The organism is Ectopseudomonas khazarica, assembly GCF_017915135.1.
In the GTDB taxonomy this organism is placed as follows: Bacteria; Pseudomonadota; Gammaproteobacteria; order Pseudomonadales; family Pseudomonadaceae; genus Aquipseudomonas; species Aquipseudomonas khazarica.
Genome location: NZ_CP068551.1, coordinates 754983 through 773375 on the forward strand (window position 1 = coordinate 754983; position 18393 = coordinate 773375).

Annotated in this window: 21 protein-coding genes; 5 read left to right on the forward strand and 16 right to left on the reverse strand. The window is 66.7% G+C overall.

Going from position 1 to position 18393, the window contains the following annotated elements; all coding sequences use genetic code 11:
* Positions 1-12: 12 nt before the first annotated feature.
* The 11 genes from azu to JLK41_RS03445 form a co-directional block, all read right to left on the reverse strand.
* Positions 13-462 (reverse strand): azurin, encoded by a 450-nt coding sequence (gene azu, locus JLK41_RS03395; RefSeq protein WP_210390339.1) that lies wholly within the window; start codon positions 460-462, stop codon positions 13-15.
* A 399-nt stretch (positions 463-861) separates the two neighbouring features.
* Positions 862-1794 carry a DUF808 domain-containing protein gene (locus JLK41_RS03400; protein WP_037052450.1) on the reverse strand — a complete coding sequence of 311 codons (933 nt, stop codon included), beginning with the start codon at positions 1792-1794 and terminating at the stop codon, positions 862-864.
* Positions 1795-1862: 68 nt separating this feature from the next.
* Complete coding sequence (locus tag JLK41_RS03405) at positions 1863-2450, reverse strand: cytokinin riboside 5'-monophosphate phosphoribohydrolase (protein ID WP_037052454.1); 588 nt, start codon at positions 2448-2450, stop codon at positions 1863-1865.
* Positions 2451-2679: 229 nt separating this feature from the next.
* A complete protein-coding gene (locus JLK41_RS03410) occupies positions 2680-3294 on the reverse strand; it encodes a LysE family transporter (RefSeq protein WP_037052456.1) in 615 nt (204 codons plus the stop codon).
* 237 nt (positions 3295-3531) lie between these two features.
* Positions 3532-3750: a hypothetical protein gene (locus tag JLK41_RS03415; protein ID WP_134676012.1), complete on the reverse strand. Its 219-nt coding sequence runs from the start codon at positions 3748-3750 to the stop codon at positions 3532-3534.
* 59 nt (positions 3751-3809) lie between these two features.
* Positions 3810-4724 (reverse strand): glycerophosphodiester phosphodiesterase family protein, encoded by a 915-nt coding sequence (locus JLK41_RS03420; RefSeq protein WP_037052467.1) that lies wholly within the window; start codon positions 4722-4724, stop codon positions 3810-3812.
* 148 nt (positions 4725-4872) lie between these two features.
* Positions 4873-5445 (reverse strand): HupE/UreJ family protein, encoded by a 573-nt coding sequence (locus JLK41_RS03425; RefSeq protein WP_210390341.1) that lies wholly within the window; start codon positions 5443-5445, stop codon positions 4873-4875.
* A gap of 22 nt (positions 5446-5467) precedes the next feature.
* Positions 5468-6082 (reverse strand): urease accessory protein UreG, encoded by a 615-nt coding sequence (gene ureG / locus JLK41_RS03430; RefSeq protein WP_037052472.1) that lies wholly within the window; start codon positions 6080-6082, stop codon positions 5468-5470.
* A gap of 14 nt (positions 6083-6096) precedes the next feature.
* Positions 6097-6771 carry an urease accessory protein UreF gene (locus JLK41_RS03435; protein ID WP_210390343.1) on the reverse strand — a complete coding sequence of 225 codons (675 nt, stop codon included), beginning with the start codon at positions 6769-6771 and terminating at the stop codon, positions 6097-6099.
* Positions 6772-6811: 40 nt separating this feature from the next.
* Positions 6812-7312, reverse strand: coding sequence for an urease accessory protein UreE (gene ureE / locus JLK41_RS03440; protein ID WP_037052475.1), 501 nt, complete (start codon positions 7310-7312; stop codon positions 6812-6814).
* Between the two features lie 163 nt (positions 7313-7475).
* Positions 7476-8111: a TetR family transcriptional regulator gene (locus tag JLK41_RS03445; protein WP_037052479.1), complete on the reverse strand. Its 636-nt coding sequence runs from the start codon at positions 8109-8111 to the stop codon at positions 7476-7478.
* 149 nt (positions 8112-8260) lie between these two features.
* Here JLK41_RS03445 and JLK41_RS03450 point away from each other — a divergent pair, with 149 nt between their 5' ends.
* Together JLK41_RS03450 and JLK41_RS03455 are read left to right on the forward strand one after the other, a co-directional pair.
* Positions 8261-9349: a ferredoxin reductase gene (locus JLK41_RS03450; RefSeq protein ID WP_210390345.1), complete on the forward strand. Its 1089-nt coding sequence runs from the start codon at positions 8261-8263 to the stop codon at positions 9347-9349.
* Entirely contained in the window at positions 9307-10440 is a 1134-nt protein-coding gene (locus JLK41_RS03455; RefSeq protein ID WP_210390346.1) for a fatty acid desaturase family protein, read from the forward strand. Before JLK41_RS03450 ends, JLK41_RS03455 begins: the two co-directional genes overlap by 43 nt.
* Before the next feature lie 43 nt (positions 10441-10483).
* On the opposite strand, the gene JLK41_RS03460 is transcribed toward JLK41_RS03455, so the two are convergent.
* Entirely contained in the window at positions 10484-10819 is a 336-nt protein-coding gene (locus tag JLK41_RS03460) for a hypothetical protein (RefSeq protein ID WP_210390348.1), read from the reverse strand.
* A 271-nt stretch (positions 10820-11090) separates the two neighbouring features.
* Here JLK41_RS03460 and JLK41_RS03465 point away from each other — a divergent pair, with 271 nt between their 5' ends.
* The 3 genes from JLK41_RS03465 (at position 11091) to JLK41_RS03475 (ending at position 14827) form a co-directional block, all read left to right on the forward strand.
* Positions 11091-11990 carry an AEC family transporter gene (locus tag JLK41_RS03465; RefSeq protein ID WP_210390350.1) on the forward strand — a complete coding sequence of 300 codons (900 nt, stop codon included), beginning with the start codon at positions 11091-11093 and terminating at the stop codon, positions 11988-11990.
* A 108-nt stretch (positions 11991-12098) separates the two neighbouring features.
* Positions 12099-12644 (forward strand): heme NO-binding domain-containing protein, encoded by a 546-nt coding sequence (locus JLK41_RS03470; RefSeq protein ID WP_150607929.1) that lies wholly within the window; start codon positions 12099-12101, stop codon positions 12642-12644.
* On the forward strand, positions 12641-14827 hold the full coding sequence (locus JLK41_RS03475) for a putative bifunctional diguanylate cyclase/phosphodiesterase (RefSeq protein ID WP_210390352.1): 2187 nt from the start codon (positions 12641-12643) through the stop codon (positions 14825-14827). Before JLK41_RS03470 ends, JLK41_RS03475 begins: the two co-directional genes overlap by 4 nt.
* 5 nt (positions 14828-14832) lie before the next feature.
* Here JLK41_RS03475 and JLK41_RS03480 read toward each other — a convergent pair whose 3' ends face one another.
* From JLK41_RS03480 to JLK41_RS03495, 4 genes are all read right to left on the reverse strand, one after another.
* Positions 14833-15270, reverse strand: a complete 438-nt coding sequence (locus JLK41_RS03480; RefSeq protein ID WP_210390354.1) for a bleomycin resistance protein — start codon at positions 15268-15270, stop codon at positions 14833-14835.
* The gene (locus JLK41_RS03485; protein WP_175254096.1) at positions 15267-15800 is read right to left on the reverse strand and encodes a hypothetical protein; all 534 of its coding nucleotides are present in this window, start codon (positions 15798-15800) and stop codon (positions 15267-15269) included. Before JLK41_RS03485 ends, JLK41_RS03480 begins: the two co-directional genes overlap by 4 nt.
* A gap of 84 nt (positions 15801-15884) precedes the next feature.
* A complete protein-coding gene (locus tag JLK41_RS03490; RefSeq protein WP_037052496.1) occupies positions 15885-17150 on the reverse strand; it encodes an Hsp70 family protein in 1266 nt (421 codons plus the stop codon).
* Positions 17151-17287: 137 nt separating this feature from the next.
* On the reverse strand, positions 17288-18250 hold the full coding sequence (locus tag JLK41_RS03495; RefSeq protein WP_037052497.1) for a lysylphosphatidylglycerol synthase transmembrane domain-containing protein: 963 nt from the start codon (positions 18248-18250) through the stop codon (positions 17288-17290).
* Positions 18251-18393 lie beyond the last annotated feature (143 nt).

Consider the following 18393-nt stretch of genomic DNA (forward strand, 5'->3'; position numbering starts at 1 on the left):
GAGGTCGAGGTATCAGTCGACCAGCTTCACGCTGCCTTTCATCAGCGCGTAGTGACCCGGGAAGGAGCAGAAGAAGCTGTAATCCTCGCCAGCGGCCAGCTTGCTCACATCGAAGGTCACCGAGGTGCTTTCGCCGCCGCCGATCAGGCCGGTGTGGGCGATCACGCGCTCGTCACCGGCCTTGACGTAGGCGGCGTCGGGGCCGGCGCCAATGCCGTCGGTGGCGATGCCGGGCATGTCGGCGGTCTTGCTCAGCACCAGGTTGTGGCCCATGGCGGTCTTGGGCAGGCTGCCGGTGTGCTTGAGGTTGACGGTGAAGGTCTTGCAGCTCTTGCTGATGGAGATGACCTGGGTATTGTAGGTCATCTGGTCGGTCGATTCGACATCCACCGAGCACTCGGCAGCGAACAGCGGTGTGCTGGCCAGGCCGAGCAGTGCCATCAGAGCAACGTTACGCAACATCTTGAAGCCTCCAGATTCTGATAAATCGGTCAGGTCCTAAAAGATTCGCACAGCGGCGACGTCCTGTGACTGCGACCGAACGCCACGGCGGCGTTATCCCGAGAATCTGTGGATAACTGTGTGGGCAAGGTCTGCATGGCTCGTTCCAGGGCGCGTCGCTGGCCGTTTTCGAGCCCCTGGTCAGCTTTTGTTCAGGCGTTCGCGGCAGCTCGGGAATCAAGCAAAAAACCTTGAAAATTAACTGCTTGAGTTATCGATGCAGGGCTGCGCGCGAGGTGCCGGGCGGGGCGCCGGGCTTATCCACGGAAGGTGTGGAGCAAGCTGTGGATAAGCTTGGGGAAAGTCAGCGCCGACAGCGGCTGCCCTGAGCGGCTGTCGGCTGGCTGGAAAATGAGCGGCTCAGGCGGCCGTCGAGGGACGCAGCGCGCGCCACAGGCGGGCGCCGAGGCCCACCAGCGGGACGCTGAGCAGACCGGCGACGATGCCCAGCAGAGCATTGAACAGGGTCGGCAGCAGTGCAGAGAGCAGGCCGACATCCTGCGCGGCCCACTCGGCGGCGTGATGCAGGGCGGCTTCGACCGGGGGCAGGCCGTGACTGAGGATGCCGCCACCGACCATGAACATCGCCGCCGTACCGACGACCGAGAGTGTCTTCATCAGCCAGGGCGCCAGGGCCAGGAGGCCGCGGCCCAGGCTCTGGGCGAAGGCGCTGCTGCGTTGGCTGAGGTAGAGCCCGGCGTCGTCCAGCTTGACGATGCCGGCCACCAGGCCGTAGACGCCAAGGGTGATCACCAGGGCGATGGTGCTGAGCACCGCCAGCTGATTGACGAAGCTGGCGCTGGCCACGGTGCCCAGGGTGATGGCGATGATCTCCGCGGAGAGGATGAAGTCCGTGCGCACCGCACCACGGATCTTGTCGCGCTCGAAGGCCACCAGGTCGATGTCGGGATCGGCCAGGGCCTCCAGGCGCGCCTGCTTGCCGTCGTCCTCGTGACGGTGCAGCAGCTTGTGCAGCAGTTTTTCCGCGCCTTCGTAGCAGAGGAACAGGCCGCCGAACATCAGCAGCGGCACCACCAGCCAGGGCGCCACTGCACTGATCAGCAGCGCGGCCGGCACCAGGATCGCCTTGTTCAGCAGCGAGCCCTTGGCCACCGCCCACACCACGGGCAGCTCGCGGTCCGCCCTGACGCCGGTGACCTGCTGGGCATTGAGGGCCAGGTCGTCGCCCAGCACGCCGGCGGTCTTGCGCGCGGCGACCTTGGTCATGCTGGCGACATCGTCGAGTACGGCACTGATGTCATCGATCAGGGCGAGCAGGCTGCTTCCGGCCATCTTGCGGCTTCCATGTAAGGACAAGGCGCCAAGGTTAGCACCGCACCCGCCTGCCTGACGTGAACAAATCAGCTTGGTGAGCGATCGACCCACTTGGGCGCTGCACTGGGTTGCCACTCGGCCAGCGCATCGATCAGGTTCTGCGGGCTGCTGGCGATCTGCAGCATCTCGCGGTGTTGCGGACGCACGAAGCGCTCGGCGACGAGGTGATCGAGGAAGTCACCGAGCTTGCTGTAGAAACCGTTCACTTCCAGCAGGCCCAGCGGCTTGGAGTGATAGCCCAGCTGGCCCCAGGTCCAGACCTCGAACAGTTCCTCCAGCGTGCCCAGGCCGCCGGGAAGGGCGATGAAGGCGTCCGCCAGCTCGGCCATGCGTGCCTTGCGCGCGTGCATGCCGTCGACCACTTCCAGGCAGGTCAGGCCACGGTGGCCGATCTCGGCACGCTCCAGGCTCTGCGGGATGATGCCGATGACCTCGCCACCGGCATTCAGGGCGGCATCGGCGACGACGCCCATCAGGCCGACCGCGCCGCCGCCGTAGATCAGGCGGATGCCACGCTGAGCGAGGTACTGGCCAAGCTCTTCGGCTGCCTGGCGGTAGATCGGGCTGGCGCCGGGACTGGCGCCACAGAAGACACAGACGCTACGCAGGGACATGCACGGACTCCTTGAGCAAATGCGTCAAGGGTAGCGGCACGCCGCGTCATGACCAAGTGTCAGTGGCGCGTATCAATGCCGCAGGTGGCGCAGGCGTAGCTGGCGAGGAACTGCTTGAACAGGTCGTTGAGGGACATGGTGCGGCTTCCTGACGCAGGGACATGCTGGTCAGGCTAGCCGCGTTGCGGCGAACGCGCCGTTAGATTGTTTCGATGGCGGCGATAGTCGATCAGACCAGTTCCAGCGCACTCATCCCGGCCAGGCCCAGCAGCATCACGCCGCAGGCCGCGTAGGTCAGGCGATGCCAGAGCAGCGAGGCGGCGCGGCGGAACCAGTCCACCAGGCCGGCGCAGATGAAACACCAGAGCAGCGACGACAGCATGAACCCGCTGAAGAACACCGCCAGGTGCGTCGGCGTCGGCTGGGCGACGCCAATGGCCGCCATCGCGCCACCCATGGCGGCCCAGTACACGATGTTCTGCGGGTTGCTCAGCGACAGCGCGGCCCCTGCAGCAAAGGCGCCGCCGGCAGCCGCCTGGTCGTCGGCGCTGGGTTGCGGCGGACAGCGGGCGTCGCGCAGCGACTGATAGCCGAGCCAGGCCAGGTACAGCGCGCTGGCCAGCGTCAGCGGGTAGCGAATCTGGGCGCTGTCGAGCAGCAGGGCCAGACCGGTGAGGCCGAGGGCGGCCCAGGTGGCGTCACCCACCAGCGAACCGATCTGCACCAGCAGCGCCGGTCGGTAGCCGTCACGCAGGCCGCGCCGCAAGGTCTCGCTGAAGACGGCGCCCGGGGCGGCATTGAACACGAAGCCAAGGAGCAGGGCGGCGAGGAAGAAGCTGAACATCAGGTGTCCTTAACGGGCAGGAGAACGAAGGCCAGCTCAGCAAGCAGCCGGCATGCCAACCCGGTGAAAATAAAGTTTTCCACCAAGGCTGTGGGAATAACTGTGGAAAAGCTGGTGGTGCTTGCCTGGCAGGCGGATTTGGCGCCGCTTGCAGGGTAGCGGACAAGATCTGAGCAGCGGGGTTTTTCCTTTCTACACAAGGGCTTGACAGTTTGTCGCTGAATGGCGTGGCAGGCTCTAGGTTGTCCACGGCTGCTGTGGGTGGTGCTGTTGATAACTTCTGTAAGCATTGCCTGAGGCCTTATATTTCGGGGCTTGCAGCGCTTTGGTGAATTTCTGATCAGGCATTTTCTGCGGCATGGTCGCGGCGGATTGTCCAGTGTTTTCCACTGCCGGCAGGCGAGCTGGAAAATTATCCCCGGAAACTGTTGATGGAGCTGTGGACAAGCTGCTCATGAGGTCGCTCGGGCCGCGTGCTGTCTGGCGTTGCCGGGGGTGTCGAATTTCTCGCCAGGCTACTCGCCGGGGAGCGCGCCGAGCTGTGTCGGACGGCCGAGCAGCTGCAGGGCGCGGTCCGGGTAATCGGTGATCAGGCCGTTGACGCCCATCTGCAGCAGGCGGCGCATGGCGGGCTGCTCGTTGATCGTCCACAGCTGAACGTTCAGCCCACGGGCCTGTGCATTGCGCACCAGGCGTGGCGTCGCCAGGTCGAGACCACTGTGCTGCGGAGGAATCTGCAGCACGGCATAGGAGGGCGACAGCAGGTCGCTCAGGCCCAGCCAGTTCAGCGCCAGCAGCATGCGCACCGAGACCGGGCCGGCGGACGTGGCAACCTCCGGGCAGAGCTGGCGGAAGCGCGCCAGGCTGCGTTCATGAAAGCTGCCGACGATGACCCGGTCGAGCTGGTCGTAGGCGGCCAGCATCTCGCAGAGCACCGCTTCCATGCCGACGTCGGGGACCTTGATGTCGAGCACCTTGGGGATCAGCGGGAAGCGTTCGAATACCTCTTCCAGCGCGGCGATGCGCGTGCCCTGGCCACGGTAAGGATGGCTCTGGCCACCATCGGCGGTCCAGTTGTAGCCGGCGTCCAGGGCCTGCAGTTCGGCGAGGCTGTAGTGCGCGACCTGGCCTTCGCCATTGGTGGTGCGCTCCAGCGTGTCGTCATGCATCACCACCAGCTTGGCGTCCTGGCTCAGTTGCAGGTCCATCTCCAGCATGTCGACGCCGAGTGCAGCGGCTCGCTCGAAGGCGAACAGGGTGTTTTCCGGCCACAGGCCCTTGCCGCCACGATGGGCGATGACCAGCGGACGCTGGCCCAGGTCCGCAAGCACGGGCGGGGTGGGCGCCGGGTGGCTGGTCAGCGCCAGCAGCAGGATGACGACGCCGATCAGCAGCAGGGGGGCGAGCAGGAATCGGGTGAGACGCAGCATGGGTGAAGTCTCGAAAGCGGTTCGGGACTTTGTGCCCCAGCGCAGGGGTGTTGGCAAGTGTTGTGGCAAGGGGCGCCGCGCCACCGCGATGGCCGCGTCGGGCCTGTTGGCCTCGCCGCGCGAACGCCCCTTCTGCTCGGGATGAACCTCAGCTGGCGAGCAGCCAGACCCCGGCTGCTGCCGACGCGCCACCGGCGATGCGTACCAGCGGAGCCGCCGCACGCGGCAGGAAGCGCACCAGGGCGAAGCCGATGGCATGCAGCGCGGCAGTAGCGACGATGAAGCCGGTCGCGTAGCTGAGAGGGCTGGCCAGGTCGGGCAGTTCGAGGCCGTGGGCGACGCCATGGGTCAGGGCGAACACCGCGGTCAGACCAACGGACAGGAGCATCGGCAGGCGTTCGGCCACGGCCACCAGCAGGCCGAAGGCCAGGACCGAGCCGGCGATTCCGGTCTCCATGAGAGGAATCTCCACCCCGGCGAAGCCCAGCAGGCCACCGACCAGCATGCTGCCGACGAAGGTCAGCGGCAGCAGCCAGCGCGCCGCGCCGCTTTGCTGCGCGGCCCACAGGCCGACGGCGAACATCGCCAGCAGGTGATCAAGGCCGAACACCGGGTGTGCCAGGCCGGCCATGAGACCGGACTCGCCATGGCCCGGGTGGGCGAAGGCCAGCGCCGGGGTGCAGAACAGGGCGATGGCGTAGACGGTTTTGCGCAGATTCATGAGGTTCTCCTTGAGGTGGGAATCAGGCCGCCGTGAGCATGCCCTGGCGTTCGATGAAGGCGATGATCTCGTCGAGACCCTGACCGACCTTCTGGTTGCTGAAGACGAACGGCTTGTCACCGCGCATCTTCAGGGTGTCGCGTTCCATCACCTCCAGCGAGGCGCCGACCATGGGGGCCAGGTCGACCTTGTTGATCACCAGCAGGTCGGACTTGCAGATGCCGGGGCCGCCCTTGCGGGGCAACTTGTCGCCGGCGGACACGTCGATCACGTACAGGGTCAGGTCCGACAGTTCCGGGCTGAAGGTGGCGGACAGGTTGTCGCCACCGGACTCGACGATGACCAGGTCGAGGCCGGGGAAGCGGCGATTGAGCTGCTCGACGGCTTCCAGGTTGATCGAGGCGTCCTCGCGAATGGCGGTGTGGGGGCAGCCGCCGGTCTCCACGCCGATGATGCGCTCGGGTTCCAGGGCCTCGTTGCGCACCAGGAACTGGGCGTCTTCCTGGGTGTAGATGTCGTTGGTGACCACGGCGATGTTGTAGCGCTCGCGCAGGGCGCGGCACAGGGCCAGGGTCAGGGCGGTCTTGCCGGAACCGACCGGGCCGCCGATACCGACACGCAGGGGTTGGCTGTTCATCTGTGCAATCCTCGTCAGGAGCGGAAGAGACGCGAGTACTGGCGCTCGTGCGCCATGCTCGCCAGGGCCAGGCCGAACGCGGCGCTGCCCCAGTGTTCGGGGGAAAGATCGGCGGCCTGCTGCTGCGCGCCATCGAGCTGTGGCAGCAGGCGGCTGGTCAGGCGCTGGGCGGCTTGCTGGCCCAGCGGCAGGACCTTCATCAGCACGGCCAGCTGGTTTTCCAGCCAGCCCCAGAGCCAGGCGGCCAGGGCATCGTCCGGGGTGATGTGCCAGGCGCGCGCCGCCAGTGCCCAGGCCAGGGCCAGGCCGGGCTCGTCCTGGGTATCGAGCAAGGTGCGGGCGTCGTCGTCCAGTTCGGGCAGGCCTGCGAGCAGTTGCCGCAGCGAATAGCCCATCTGCCGGCTTTCCAGGGCCAGCTCACGGGTTTCGCGGCTGGCACGGTGCTGTTCGGCCAGTGCCTGCAGGCGCGACCAGTCGGCTGCTTCAGCCGCGCGGCAGTGAGCCAGCAGCAGCGGCGCTTCGAAGCGCGCAAGGTTGAGCATGAGCTGATCGGCCAGCCAGCGTTCGGCGCTGTCGGCGTCAACGATCAGGCCGCTGTCGATGGCCCATTCCAGCCCTTGCGAATAGCTGTAGCCACCGATCGGCAGTTGCGGGCTGGCCAGGCGCAGCAGGGCCCAGGCCGGCTTCACGAGCGGACCTCGGGGTATGTCCCGGCGGCTGTGTGTGGCGTCACGTGCGCACTCCGAACTGGTGCAGGCGCGGGCCGTAGTTGAACTCCTCGTCACCCTGATGCGAGTGATGGTGACCGCCGCCGTAGGCACCCTGCTCGGGCTGGTAAGGTGCCTGCACGGCCTCGACCCTGGCGCCCAGCTGTTCGAGCATGGCCTTGAGCACGTAGTCATCGGGCAGGCGCAGCCAGCCTTCGCCCAGCTGCAGGGCGACATGGCGATTGCCCAGGTGGTAGGCGGCGCGCATCAGTTCGAACGGGCTGCTGCAGGTGACGTGCAGCAGGGGTTCGGCCTTGGCGCGCACGCGCACCACGCGCCCATCCCTGGCCTGCAGGCATTCGCCATCCGCCAGTGCCGGCTGGCCGCGCTCGAGGAACAGGCCAACTTCTTCGCCAGCCGTGGTGAAGCAGCGCAGGCGGCTCTTGCTGCGGGCCTCGAAGGTCAGTTCCAGTTCGGCATCAGGGTTCGCCTGTGGCGCGATTCGACTGTGGATCACCAGCATGGGTATCTATTCCGGGGCAATGTGCCCGGAAATAGTGCAAGTGGCTTGCCAAGGCCGCAGAGTGCCGCAGGACGGCGCATTGCTGCGGCCTGTGGATAACTTGTCCGTATGGTCAGGAACTATTTGGTGCGTTTTGCTGGTTGGCGCACCTGATTGGTGCGCGTCATGCGCTGGGCTTGCCCAGGCCCTGCCAGTGCTTGCCGCCGACCATGATGAAGCGCAGCTGCTGAATGATCTTGGCCTCGGCGCTGAGGTGCGCCGGCAGGGTTTCGGCGGGCGGGTCGATCAGTTCGGGCAGGGTGGCGAACACCGTCTTGACCACCAGGTCGGAGACCACGTCGAGTGCGGCATCGTCGAGATGCGGCATGCGATTCATCAGCTTGAGGTCGGCCGCCAGGTCGTTGGTGATGCGCTCGCGCAGGGCGCTGATCGCCTGGCGTACGGGCTGCGAGCCACCGTACTGCTCGCGGGCGAGGAAGAGGAACTGGCCATGGTTGGCGGCCACTTCGGCGAGGAAGATGCGCACCGAGGCGTCGATCATGCCGCGCATCTCGAACTCATGCCGACGCACCTGGCGAATCGCCGCGCGGAAGGTTTCCCCGACTTCCGCCACCAGCGCCAGGCCCAGTTCGTCCATGTCGGCGAAGTGGCGATAGAAGCCGGTGGGCACGATGCCGGCGACGCGCGTGACTTCCCTCAGGCTCAGGCTGCCGAAGCCACGCCCGCTCTCCATCAGGGTCAGTGCGGCGGCCATCAGGGATTGGCGGGTCTGCTGCTTCTGTTCGGCGCGTGGCGTCATGCGGGTCGGTTCGTTGAACGATGGCGCACTCTAGCAAATGCGCGGCGCCAGCGTCGAACCATGCTGGGGTATCATTCAGTGAACAGGTGTTGACTGAATTGCGGATCATCTGTCAGTCTTGTGAACAAGTGTTCACTGGATTGTCCTCGATGGCTTTGCTTTCCCTCTCCGCGAGCCGGCGTGCTGCGCGTTGCCTGCAGCCGCTGCGCCGGCTCTGTGCGTCCGGCTGGCTGCGCGAGGCGGATGTCGATCTGGGCCTGCGCCTGCTGCACCCGGTGCTGCGCCTCAACCGAGTTTTCGCTCGGGTCGAGGCGCGCCGCTGGGTGGCCGACGACATGCTGGCGCTGCGCCTGCGTTGCAACGGCAACGCACGTGGCTGGCGCGCGGGTCAGCATGTCCAGCTGTATCTGGAGCAGGATGGCGTGCGCCACGGGCGCAGCTACAGCCTGACCTCGGTGTCGTCCGACGGGCAGGTCGAGCTGGCGATCAAGCGTCAGCCGGGCGGGCGCCTGTCCAACCGCGTGCTCGATCACCTGGCGGTCGGCGAGGTGATCGAACTGGGCCAGGCCGGTGGCGATTTCGTCTGGCCGGGCGAGCCGGGGGGCGTACTGCTACTGGCCGCTGGCAGCGGTATCACGCCGTTGCTGGGTTTGCTGCGCGATGCCCTTGCCCGTGGTTTCAAGGCGCCGCTGACGTTGTGGCACCAGGTGCGTCATCCGGGGCAGCAGGCCTTTGCCGGTGAGTTGCGGGCACTGGCCGAGCGGCATGGCAATTTCCGGGTGTACTGGGCCTGCAGTGCCGAGGCCGGTGGTCGGCTTGCCGCCGAACGGCTGGCCGCGCTGCCGGGCGAGCACCTGCTGGTCTGCGGCCCGCGTGGGTTCGTGGAGCAGGCCTGTGGCTGGTGGCGCGAGGCGGGGCGAGGAGCGAGCGTGCAGGCGGAAAGCTTCAGTCCGCTGGCGGTTCAGGCTCCGGGGGAGGCTCGTCAGGTGTGGCTGACCTTCGCCCGCAGCGCCGTGCAGGCACAGGGCCTTACCGCGCGGAGCCTGCTGGAGCAGGCCGAGGCGGCGGGCCTGCGCCCGCAGCATGGTTGCCGCCAGGGCATCTGCACCCGTTGTACCTGCCAGCTGCTGGCCGGCACGGTGCGCGACCTGCGCACGGGCGAACTGTTCGCCGAACCCAATCAACCCATTCGTCTGTGTGTCAGCGCCCCGCATGGAGACGTGGAGATCGATCTGTGAGCGTGCGTCAGGACCGCGAGCTGAGCCTCGCCGAACTCGAGGCATTCGGCCAGGAGCTGGACAGCCTGCGCCGGCGAACCCTGGCCGACCTGGGCGAAGCCGACGCCCGCTACATCCGCCGGGTGCGCAGCGTCGTGCGCCTGTGCTGCTGGAGCGGTCGCGCGCTGCTGATGCTCGGCTGGTTCCCGCCGACCTGGCTGCTCGGCACCCTGCTGCTGGGCTTGGGCAAGATCCTCGAGAACATGGAGCTGGGCCATAACGTGATGCACGGCCAGTACGACTGGATGAACGATCCGGAATTCGCCGGCCGTCACTACGAGTGGGATATCGTCGGCCCGGCCGACTTCTGGCGGCACACCCACAACCATGTGCATCACACCTATACCAACGTGCTGGGCATGGACGATGACGTCGGTTACGGCGTGGTGCGCCTGTTTCCCGAGCAGCGCTGGAAACCCTTCTACCGCTGGCAGCCGCTGTGGGTGACCCTCCAGGCGTTGCTCTTCCAGTACGCGGTGGCGATTCAGCACCTGCGCCTGGACAAGCTGCTCAAGGGGCGTATCAGTGTGCAGGAGGTGCGCCCACTGGCGCGTCAGTTCGGCACCAAGCTGATGCGGCAATGGGGCAAGGACTACCTGCTGTTCCCGCTGCTGGCGCTGCTGCTCGGTGCCAATGCCCTGGCCGTGCTGACGGGAAACCTGCTGGCCAACCTGCTGCGCAACCTGTGGACCTTCCTGGTGATCTTCTGCGGCCACTTCACCGAGCAGGCGGCGGTCTTCCCGCCCGAGGTGCTCGAAGGGGAGACGCGCGGGCACTGGTACCTGCGCCAGCTGCGTGGCTCGAGCAATCTCTCCGGCGGGCCGTTGCTGCACATCCTCACCGGCAATCTGAGTCATCAGATCGAGCACCATCTGTTTCCGGACCTGCCGGCGCGGCGCTACGCCGAGCTAGCCCGTGAGGTGCGGCTGATCTGTGTGCGCTACGGCCAGCACTACAACTGCGGCAGCCTGTGGGCGCAGTTCGCCACGGTATTGCGACGCATCTGGATCTACCGCCTGCCACCTGCCGCCATGAGCGATCCGCAGGCGTAAAAAAGCCCGGCGTGCGCCGGGCTTGGGGGTGTTGCCAGAGCACTCAGGCGGTGTGCCCGCGCTGCTCGATCAGGCGATCGGAGCCGCCTTCGGCCAGTTGCATACGTTGGCCGCCCGGGGTGCGATCGTAGCCGCCTTCGGCCAGCTGGAAGCGCTGGGCGCCGGGGGTACGGTCGGCGCCGTCTTCGGCCAGTTGCAGGCGTTGCATGCCCGGGGTGCGCTCGGCGCCATTCTCGGCCAGGGGCTCGATGGGTTGCTGCTGCACCTGGCTTTCCTTGGCTTCACCCACCAGCGGGAAGGGAGCGCTGCTGGAAGCGGCAAAGACGCTGGTGGTCATCAGGCTCAGGGCCAGGGCGGCGAGGGTCAGTTGGGTTTTCATGTCGATGTCTCCGCAGGGAGTAATAAGTGGCTTCGGAGTCAATTCTCGGAGACCAGGGCGCGGATAAGAACTTGACTGGCCTGATAGTGATCATCGATACCCTCAATACTTGGTTGCGGGGCTCTATCTCGGTGCTTTCGGGCGTCGCCGCGGAGACGCTGCGCAGGTTTCGCAGGGCATCGCACTGGTCGTCGCGCAGGCGTATGCTTGGCGGCCCTCGCGGGTCGTGCTCGATCCGTCCTCTCCAGTCGTTTCCGGAGGCAGCTCCAGCATGCTCGCGGCACAGGCCATTCTGCCGATCTTCGCTCTGATCGTTCTCGGCTACCTGCTGGGCTGGCGCCAGTGGCTCACCGCCGAGTCGGCGGCCGGCCTGGCCAACATCACCTTCAAGCTGTTCATGCCCACCCTGCTGTTCGCCGGCATCGCCAAGGCCCCGCTGGCGCAGGGCCTGTCGCCGGTATTGCTGCTGGCCTACTACGTGCCGGTGTTGCTGGTGTTCTTCCTGGTCAATCTGCTGGCGCACTGGCGCCGGGGCACGGCAACGCCACTGGGGCTGGTCGCCGCGTTCTCCAACAACGTGCTGGTGGGGATCCCGCTGATCGCCAGCCTGATGGGCAACGATGGCCTGCTCTACGTCTTCGCCATCCTGGTCTTCCACAGCCTCACGCTGTTTTCCCTGCAGAGTTTCTACGCGGCCTTCGGCAGCCATGAGCGGGTCGACGCCCGGGCGCTGCTGAAGAACCTGGCCAACCCGATGATCATCGGCCTGGCCCTGGGCGCCTTGCTCAACCTGTCCGGCCTGAGCGTGCCGGACAGCCTGTGGCGGGCGGTCACCTGGCTGGGCCAGGCTGCCTTGCCCTGTGCGCTGATCGTGCTCGGTGCCAGCCTGTCGCGCTATCGCCTGCGCCCGACCGCCGAGGCCTGGGGCGTGGCGCTGGTCAAGCTGCTGCTGTTTCCCGCACTGGTGTGGTGGTTCAGCGGGCAGTTGTCCGGCATGAACGACACGGCGCGCAGCGTGCTGGTCTTGCTCGCGGCATGCCCCAGTGGCGTCAACGTGATGGCCTTCGCCCGCACGGCGCAGGACAGTCGCAGCGTCAGCGCGGCGATTTCCCTGTCCACCCTGCTGGCGGCGCTGTCCCTGCCGCTGTGGATGCTGCTGGTGGGCTTCTAGGCAAAGCAGCCCGGGCCCGCCGGCCAGCGTCGCCAAGCGCTCGGCTGGCTGCATCCGCCGCAGTCATCTATACCCTCTAGTGGTGATGGACGTCAGTGGGGATGGATGATGCTGGGCATGGTGTTCACCGAGTTTCTGGAGATGGTCGAGCAGCGCTTCTCGCCCGAGCTGGCCGACCAGATGCTGACGCAGACGACGCTCGCCAACGATGGCGCCTATACCGCGGTGGGCTACTACCCCTATGCGGAGATGCAGGCGCTGCTGGCGACCCTCTCCAGGCTGACCGGCAATAGCGTGCCGGCGCTGCTGCAGGACTATGGCGAGTACCTGTTCCGGCGTTTCGTCGAGCTGTATCCCGAGATGCTCGCGCACTGCCGTGACAGTTTCGACCTGCTCAGCCAGGTCGACGGCCACGTCCATCGCGAGGTGCACAAGCTCTATCCCCAGGCCCAGTTGCCGGTTTTCGAAACGCTGACCCACACCCCGGCCTGCCTGGTGCTGGAGTACCGCTCCAGCCGCGGCCTGGCCGATCTGGCCGAGGGGCTCATCCGTGGCTGCATCGAGCACTATGGCGAGCGCAATGGCGTTCAGCGCGTCGACCTGCCGGCGCGCGAGGGGCTCAGCATCACCCGCTTCGAGATTTCCCGACCTTGAGCGACGCACTGTGGCAGCGCCGTCTGGACCGTGAACGGCAAGCGCGCAAGACGGCCGAGCGGCTGCTGACCGATAAATCGCGGGAGCTGTACCAGACCACTGTCGACCTGCAGCAGGCGCTGGCCGCGTCGGAGAACCAGCGCCGGCTGCAGCTGGCGCTCTGGGGCAGCGGCGAGCTGATCTGGGAGTGGCACGCCGAGGACGACCTGATGCGCCTGCACCACTTCTCCAGCGAGCCGGGCGTGGCGCTCGAGGAGGCGCTGCTCTGGTCGGACTGGATCGCCCGCCTGCACCCGGATGACCGGGGCAACGCGCTGCAGGCCTGGGAGGAGCACCGCTGCGGGCGCTGCGAGTATTACGATCTGGAATTTCGCATGCGTCGCGAGCCCGAGCAGGGCTGGCTGTGGTTTCGCACCCAGGGCCGCGCCGTGGAGCGCGACGCGGATGGCCTGGCACGGCGCATCACCGGCACCTGCAAGGACATCAGTCGCCAGCATGAGGCCGAGGAGCATCTGCGCCTGCTGGCCGCCGCCTTCGCCAACAACCGTGATGCCAACGTGGTGCTGGCCAGTGACAGGCATGCGCTGCAGGCCAATGCGGCCTTTCTCGAACTGGTCGGCATCGGCGCCGGCGAGCTGCCTGATCTCGAGCTGGAGCGCCTGTTGCTCGATGCCGATGAGCAGTGCCCCTGGGACCACCTGTTCGCCACCGACCACTGGCAGGGCGAGCTGATCTGCCAGCGGCGCGATGGCCAGCGCATCCCGGTCGAACTGAGCAGCACCCTGGTGCGCGCCCGTGACCGCCAGGCGCGGCACCTGGTGCTGTCGCTGCGCGATATCAGCGAGCGGCGGCGGGCGGCCGATCATCTGCGCCATCTGGCGCGTCTCGACGTGCTGACCCAGCTGCCCAATCGTCTGCAGTTCCAGGAGCGCCTGCAGCGCGCGTTGCAGCATCAGCATGACGATCGCTGCCTGGCGCTGCTGTTCGTCGACCTGGACGACTTCAAGCAGGTCAACGATGCCTTCGGCCACGACGTCGGCGATGCGCTGCTGCAGCAGGTCGCCACGCGCCTGGTGCGTTCCCTGCGCCAGCGCGATCTGGTGGCGCGCTGGGGCGGCGACGAATTCGTCGTGCTGCTGGAGCTGCATTGCCACGACGAGGTGGTGCTGGTCGCCGACAAGCTGATCAAGGCGCTCAACGAACCGATGGAGCTGGCCGGCCACGTGCTTACGGCCACGCCCAGCATCGGCATCGCCCTGGCTCCCGAGCATGGCAACGAGGCGGGCGAGCTGTTGCGTCACGCCGACGCCGCGATGTACGTGGCCAAGCGTGAAGGGCGCAATCAGTACGCGCTGTACCGGCCGGAACTCAGCGAACAGCTGCTGCACCGCGTCAAGCTCGCCAACCTGCTGCGCAGTGCCCTGGAGCAGCATGAGCTGAGTCTGGCCCTGCAGCCGAAGATCGGCATGGACGGCCGGCAGATCGTGGGCGCCGAGGCGCTGCTGCGCTGGGACACCGCCGCCTTTGGCCGGGTGCAGCCGGATGTGTTCATTCCCATCGCCGAGGAACTGGGGCTGATCGTCCCGATCGGCCACTGGCTGGTGCGCGAGGCGGCGACGCTGCTCGATGACTGGCATGCGCGCGGCTGGCCGCTGACGCTGGCGATCAACCTGTCCGCGCGGCAGTTGCATGACGAGGCGCTGCTGCCGGTACTCTGCGAGAGCATGCAGCGCAGTGGCGCCTCGCCCGCTGCGCTGGAGCTGGAGGTCACCGAGTCCATCCTGCTGGCGGATGCCGACTTCGCCAGGGCGCGCCTGCAGGCGTTGCGTGACGCGGGCTTTCGCATCGCGCTCGATGACTTCGGCACCGGCTATTCATCCCTCGGCTACCTCAAGGACCTGCCGCTGGACCGGGTCAAGATCGACCGCAGTTTCATCTCGGACCTCGAACAGTCGCCACGCGGGCGCGCGCTGCTCTCGTCCATCGCCGGGTTGTGCCGCGCGCTGTCGCTGCAGACCACGGCCGAAGGGGTCGAGACTGCCGCGCAGCTGACCCTGGTGGAGGCCGAGGGCATCGACGAGGTCCAGGGTTATTTCTACTACCCGCCGTTGACCGTCGAGGCCTTCAATCAGCTGCTGGAAAGCAAGCTCGGCGCGCAGGACGCGCCCGGTGCCAACGGCTGAGTGCGTTAGAGCGGGGAGGTGCCGAGCACCTGGCTGAACCGCAGCAGGTAGCCGTCCGGATCCTGAATCATCAGCTGGCGCACGCTGAGCCGATGATCGTCGACGCGGTAGCTCAGGGTTTCTGCGGGCAGGCGCAGGGGGATGCCGTGTTCCAGCAGCCTCTGCTGCAGCGGTTGCAGGTCGCTGACGCTGATCTGCAAGTTGATGCCGCGCCCCAGGGGACGATCGAGCGGCCTTACCGTCCACGGGTCGTCCTGCTGCGCATCCGGGTCGATCTGCTCCAGCATCAGCGCCGCCTCGCCCAGGGCGATGGCGGCGAAGCCGGCCTCAGGGCGTTCGAAGAGCAGGCGGAAACCCAGCGTCTGCAGGTAGAACGCCAGACTGCCCGGCAGGTCGCTGACCAGCAGTTCGGGCGTCAGCGCGGGCAGCGGTGCGCCGTTCATTCCTGCTGCTGTGCGGCCTGCAGGGCTTGCAGGGCAGGGGCGGCGTAGATGCCTGCCTCCACGGCCAGCGCCATCACCCTGGGCAGGTCGTTGGCGTACACCAGCACGGCCTGCAGCTCGTCATCCAGCGGTTCGCTGAAATCCACCAGCACGTAGCCACCGGTTTCCGGCGACAGGGCGGAGAGCTGCACCTGGATGCGGTTGAGCGCCTTGAGCGGCTCGGTCTTGGCCAGTTGCTTGGCCTTGAGCACGAACTGCACCTGCGGGCCGAACGACTCGGTGATGCGCTGGAACAGCTCTTCGTAGCTGTCGGCCTGGAACAGCACGGTCTCCGGCAGGCTGCCGACCACTACCCACTCGCCCAGCGGGATGGGAAATTCGTCGTCGTAGTTGATGTCCGGGTTGGCCGCGAGAAAGGCGGCGGGGTCGGCATAGGCCTGCGCGGCCTCGTCGGCGATGCGGACGATCTCGTCCTCGGCCAGGCAGCCGGAGCTTATCTTGCCGATCAGTTCTTCCAGCTGGGCTTTCATCAGGTGATTCCTTGGTCGTTCGATTGGGCGGCAAGCATAACCCAGAGCCCGTTCCGCGAGGCGTGGCCGAAGAGGGCGGTCGGCCTAGCCGTAGCGCTTCTTGGCCTCGATGGCCAGGCCGCTGCCGATGCTGCCGAAGGTGTTGCCTTCCACGCTGCGCGCGTTGGGCAGCATCGCCGCCACGCTCTGGCGCAGGGCCGGCACGCCGCTGGAGCCACCGGTGAAGAACAGCGTGTCGACCTGGTCGGCACTGACGCCGGCATCGGCCAGCAACTGCGTGAGGCTGGCGCGGATGCGTTCGAGCAGCGGCTCGATGGCGCTTTCGAACAGCGCACGGGTCAGCTCGGCGACCAGGCCCGGCTCGACGCGCGACAGGTCGATGGGGCGCGAATCCTCTTCGCTGAGGGCGATCTTGCTCTCTTCCACCTGCATCGCCAGCCAGTGCCCGGCGCGCTGCTCGATCAGGCCGAACAGGCGATCGATGCCGGTGGCGTCGACGATGTCGTAGCGCATGTTCTGCAGCGCCAGCTGGGTCTTCTGCGCGTACAGGGCGTTGATGGTGTGCCAGGTAGCCAGGTTGAGGTGATAGCTGGTCGGCATGAAGGCATCGCTCTTCATCCGGCTGCCGTAGCCGAACAGCGGCATCACCCCGGCCAGCGACAGTTGCTTGTCGAAGTCGGTACCGCCGATGTGCACGCCGCCGGTGGCGAGGATGTCGGCCTGACGCTCGGCCAGCTGATGGCGCTCCGGTGCCAGACGGACCAGGGAGAAGTCGGAGGTACCACCGCCGATGTCGACGATCAGCACCAGCTCCTCACGCGCCAGGCTCGACTCGTAGTCGAATGCCGCAGCGATCGGCTCGTACTGGAACGACACCTCCTTGAAACCGAGCTTGTGCGCCACGGCCACCAGGGTGTTCTGCGCCTCCTGATCGGCAGCCGGGTCGTCGTCGACGAAGAACACCGGGCGACCCAGCACCACCTCCTCGAAGGGGCGCTCGGCCTGGGCCTCGGCGCGTGCCTTCAGTTCGCCGATGAAGAAACCGAGCAGGTCCTTGAACGGCAGGGCGCTGCCCAGCACGGTGGTTTCGCTTTTCAGCAGCTTGGAGCCCAGCAGGCTCTTCAGCGAGCGCATCAGGCGGCCTTCATAGCCTTCGAGGTATTCGTGCAGGGCCAGGCGGCCATAGACCGGGCGGCGTTCTTCGGTGTTGAAGAAGATGACCGAGGGCAGGGTGATCTTGCCGTCTTCCAGGGCCAGCAGGCTGTCCTGGCCGGGACGCAGCCAGCCGACGGTGGAGTTGGAAGTGCCGAAGTCGATGCCGCAGGCGCGGGCGGGGGTAGAGAAGGACATGGAACGCAGAGCCTGAAAGTGACCGGGAAGAGGTATGACGCCGCATCGCGACGACCCGGAAGGCAGCCGCCGCGACGGCGGGCCTGAAAAACGGCCGCGTATTCTATGTCAGCCTCGCCGATGCGGCGAGTCGGCGATCAGCTCGCCTTGCGCCGCTCCTGCCACTGCGTCCATTCGAAGCCCAGCACCACCAGCAGCGACAGGGCGAACGGCAGCAGCAGATAGAAGACGCGGAACACGATCAGCGCGGCCAGCACGTCGGCAGCGGGGATCTCCGGCAGGGCGGCGAGGAAGGTCACTTCCAGCACGCCGAGCCCGCCGGGGGCATGGGACAGCAGGGCCAGGGAGAAGGAGGCGAGGAACACGCCGAGCACCACCAGATAGCCGGGGTGGTTGTCCGCCGGCAGGGCGAAGTAGATGATCGCCGCCGCGCAGAGCAGCTCCAGCGGGCCGGCCAGCAACTGGCGGCTGACGATGCGCAGACGCGGATATTCGACATGCACCTTGCCCAGCGTCCAGGGCTTGAACTGGCGCCAGGAGCCGAGCACGTAGAGAGCGACCACGCCCAGCAGCAGACTGCCGATGATCACCGACACCAGCGGCGTGATCCTGGCGACGCGGTGAATGAGTTCGGGTTGCGCGATCAGCACGCAGCCACTGGCGAGCAGTGTGCCCAGCACGAAGGTGAAGGAGCAGAAGACGATGAGCACGCCGATTTCCTGGGGTGTCAGGCCCTTGCTGCTGTAGGCGCGATAACGCACCACCGCGCCGGAGAACACCGAGGCGCCGATGTTGTGGGCCAGCGCGTAGGTGGTGAAGGAGCACAGGGTGATGAAGCGCCAGGGAATCTGCTTGCCCAGGTGCGCGACGGCGATGCGGTCATACCAGGCCAGTGCCCAGTAGGCGCCCAGGGTGGCCACGGCGGCCAGTGCCCAGTTCAGGTGGGAAATCGCTTCGAGGCTGCCCTTGATCTCGTCCAGGGAAATGGTGCGCAGTTCGCGGTAGAGCAGGACACCAGACAACACCACGGCGCAGAGTCCGATCAGGGTCCAGATCAGATCGCTGCGTTTCAGCTTGGGTTTGGCTTCTACGACGGACACCGGTATTCCTCGTTCGCTAGGCCTCGGATGAGGGCCGCATGCCTCGTTCGAGGCTGCTGTTGGTCGACCCAGGGGCCGTATGGCTGCCGTGGCGGTCGGGCCGTGACGGCATGGCGCGCTGCGCAGTATCGGCGAGCGGCCCT

What these genes read in the sequence shown, in the direction of transcription:
- JLK41_RS03415 (WP_134676012.1), bottom strand. Translation starts at nt 3,750, where the DNA reads ATGAGCAGCTTGTCCACAGCTCCATCAACAGTTTCCGGGGATAATTTT.
- azu (WP_210390339.1), bottom strand. Translation starts at nt 462, where the DNA reads ATGTTGCGTAACGTTGCTCTGATGGCACTGCTCGGCCTGGCCAGCACA.
- JLK41_RS03450 (WP_210390345.1), top strand. Translation starts at nt 8,261, where the DNA reads ATGGCTTTGCTTTCCCTCTCCGCGAGCCGGCGTGCTGCGCGTTGCCTG.
- JLK41_RS03465 (WP_210390350.1), top strand. Translation starts at nt 11,091, where the DNA reads ATGCTCGCGGCACAGGCCATTCTGCCGATCTTCGCTCTGATCGTTCTC.
- JLK41_RS03405 (WP_037052454.1), bottom strand. Translation starts at nt 2,450, where the DNA reads ATGTCCCTGCGTAGCGTCTGTGTCTTCTGTGGCGCCAGTCCCGGCGCC.
- JLK41_RS03400 (WP_037052450.1), bottom strand. Translation starts at nt 1,794, where the DNA reads ATGGCCGGAAGCAGCCTGCTCGCCCTGATCGATGACATCAGTGCCGTA.
- JLK41_RS03485 (WP_175254096.1), bottom strand. Translation starts at nt 15,800, where the DNA reads ATGAAAGCCCAGCTGGAAGAACTGATCGGCAAGATAAGCTCCGGCTGC.
- JLK41_RS03470 (WP_150607929.1), top strand. Translation starts at nt 12,099, where the DNA reads ATGCTGGGCATGGTGTTCACCGAGTTTCTGGAGATGGTCGAGCAGCGC.
- ureG (WP_037052472.1), bottom strand. Translation starts at nt 6,082, where the DNA reads ATGAACAGCCAACCCCTGCGTGTCGGTATCGGCGGCCCGGTCGGTTCC.
- JLK41_RS03420 (WP_037052467.1), bottom strand. Translation starts at nt 4,724, where the DNA reads ATGCTGCGTCTCACCCGATTCCTGCTCGCCCCCCTGCTGCTGATCGGC.
- JLK41_RS03460 (WP_210390348.1), bottom strand. Translation starts at nt 10,819, where the DNA reads ATGAAAACCCAACTGACCCTCGCCGCCCTGGCCCTGAGCCTGATGACC.
- JLK41_RS03410 (WP_037052456.1), bottom strand. Translation starts at nt 3,294, where the DNA reads ATGTTCAGCTTCTTCCTCGCCGCCCTGCTCCTTGGCTTCGTGTTCAAT.
- ureE (WP_037052475.1), bottom strand. Translation starts at nt 7,312, where the DNA reads ATGCTGGTGATCCACAGTCGAATCGCGCCACAGGCGAACCCTGATGCC.
- JLK41_RS03445 (WP_037052479.1), bottom strand. Translation starts at nt 8,111, where the DNA reads ATGACGCCACGCGCCGAACAGAAGCAGCAGACCCGCCAATCCCTGATG.
- JLK41_RS03425 (WP_210390341.1), bottom strand. Translation starts at nt 5,445, where the DNA reads ATGAATCTGCGCAAAACCGTCTACGCCATCGCCCTGTTCTGCACCCCG.
- JLK41_RS03480 (WP_210390354.1), bottom strand. Translation starts at nt 15,270, where the DNA reads ATGAACGGCGCACCGCTGCCCGCGCTGACGCCCGAACTGCTGGTCAGC.
- JLK41_RS03490 (WP_037052496.1), bottom strand. Translation starts at nt 17,150, where the DNA reads ATGTCCTTCTCTACCCCCGCCCGCGCCTGCGGCATCGACTTCGGCACT.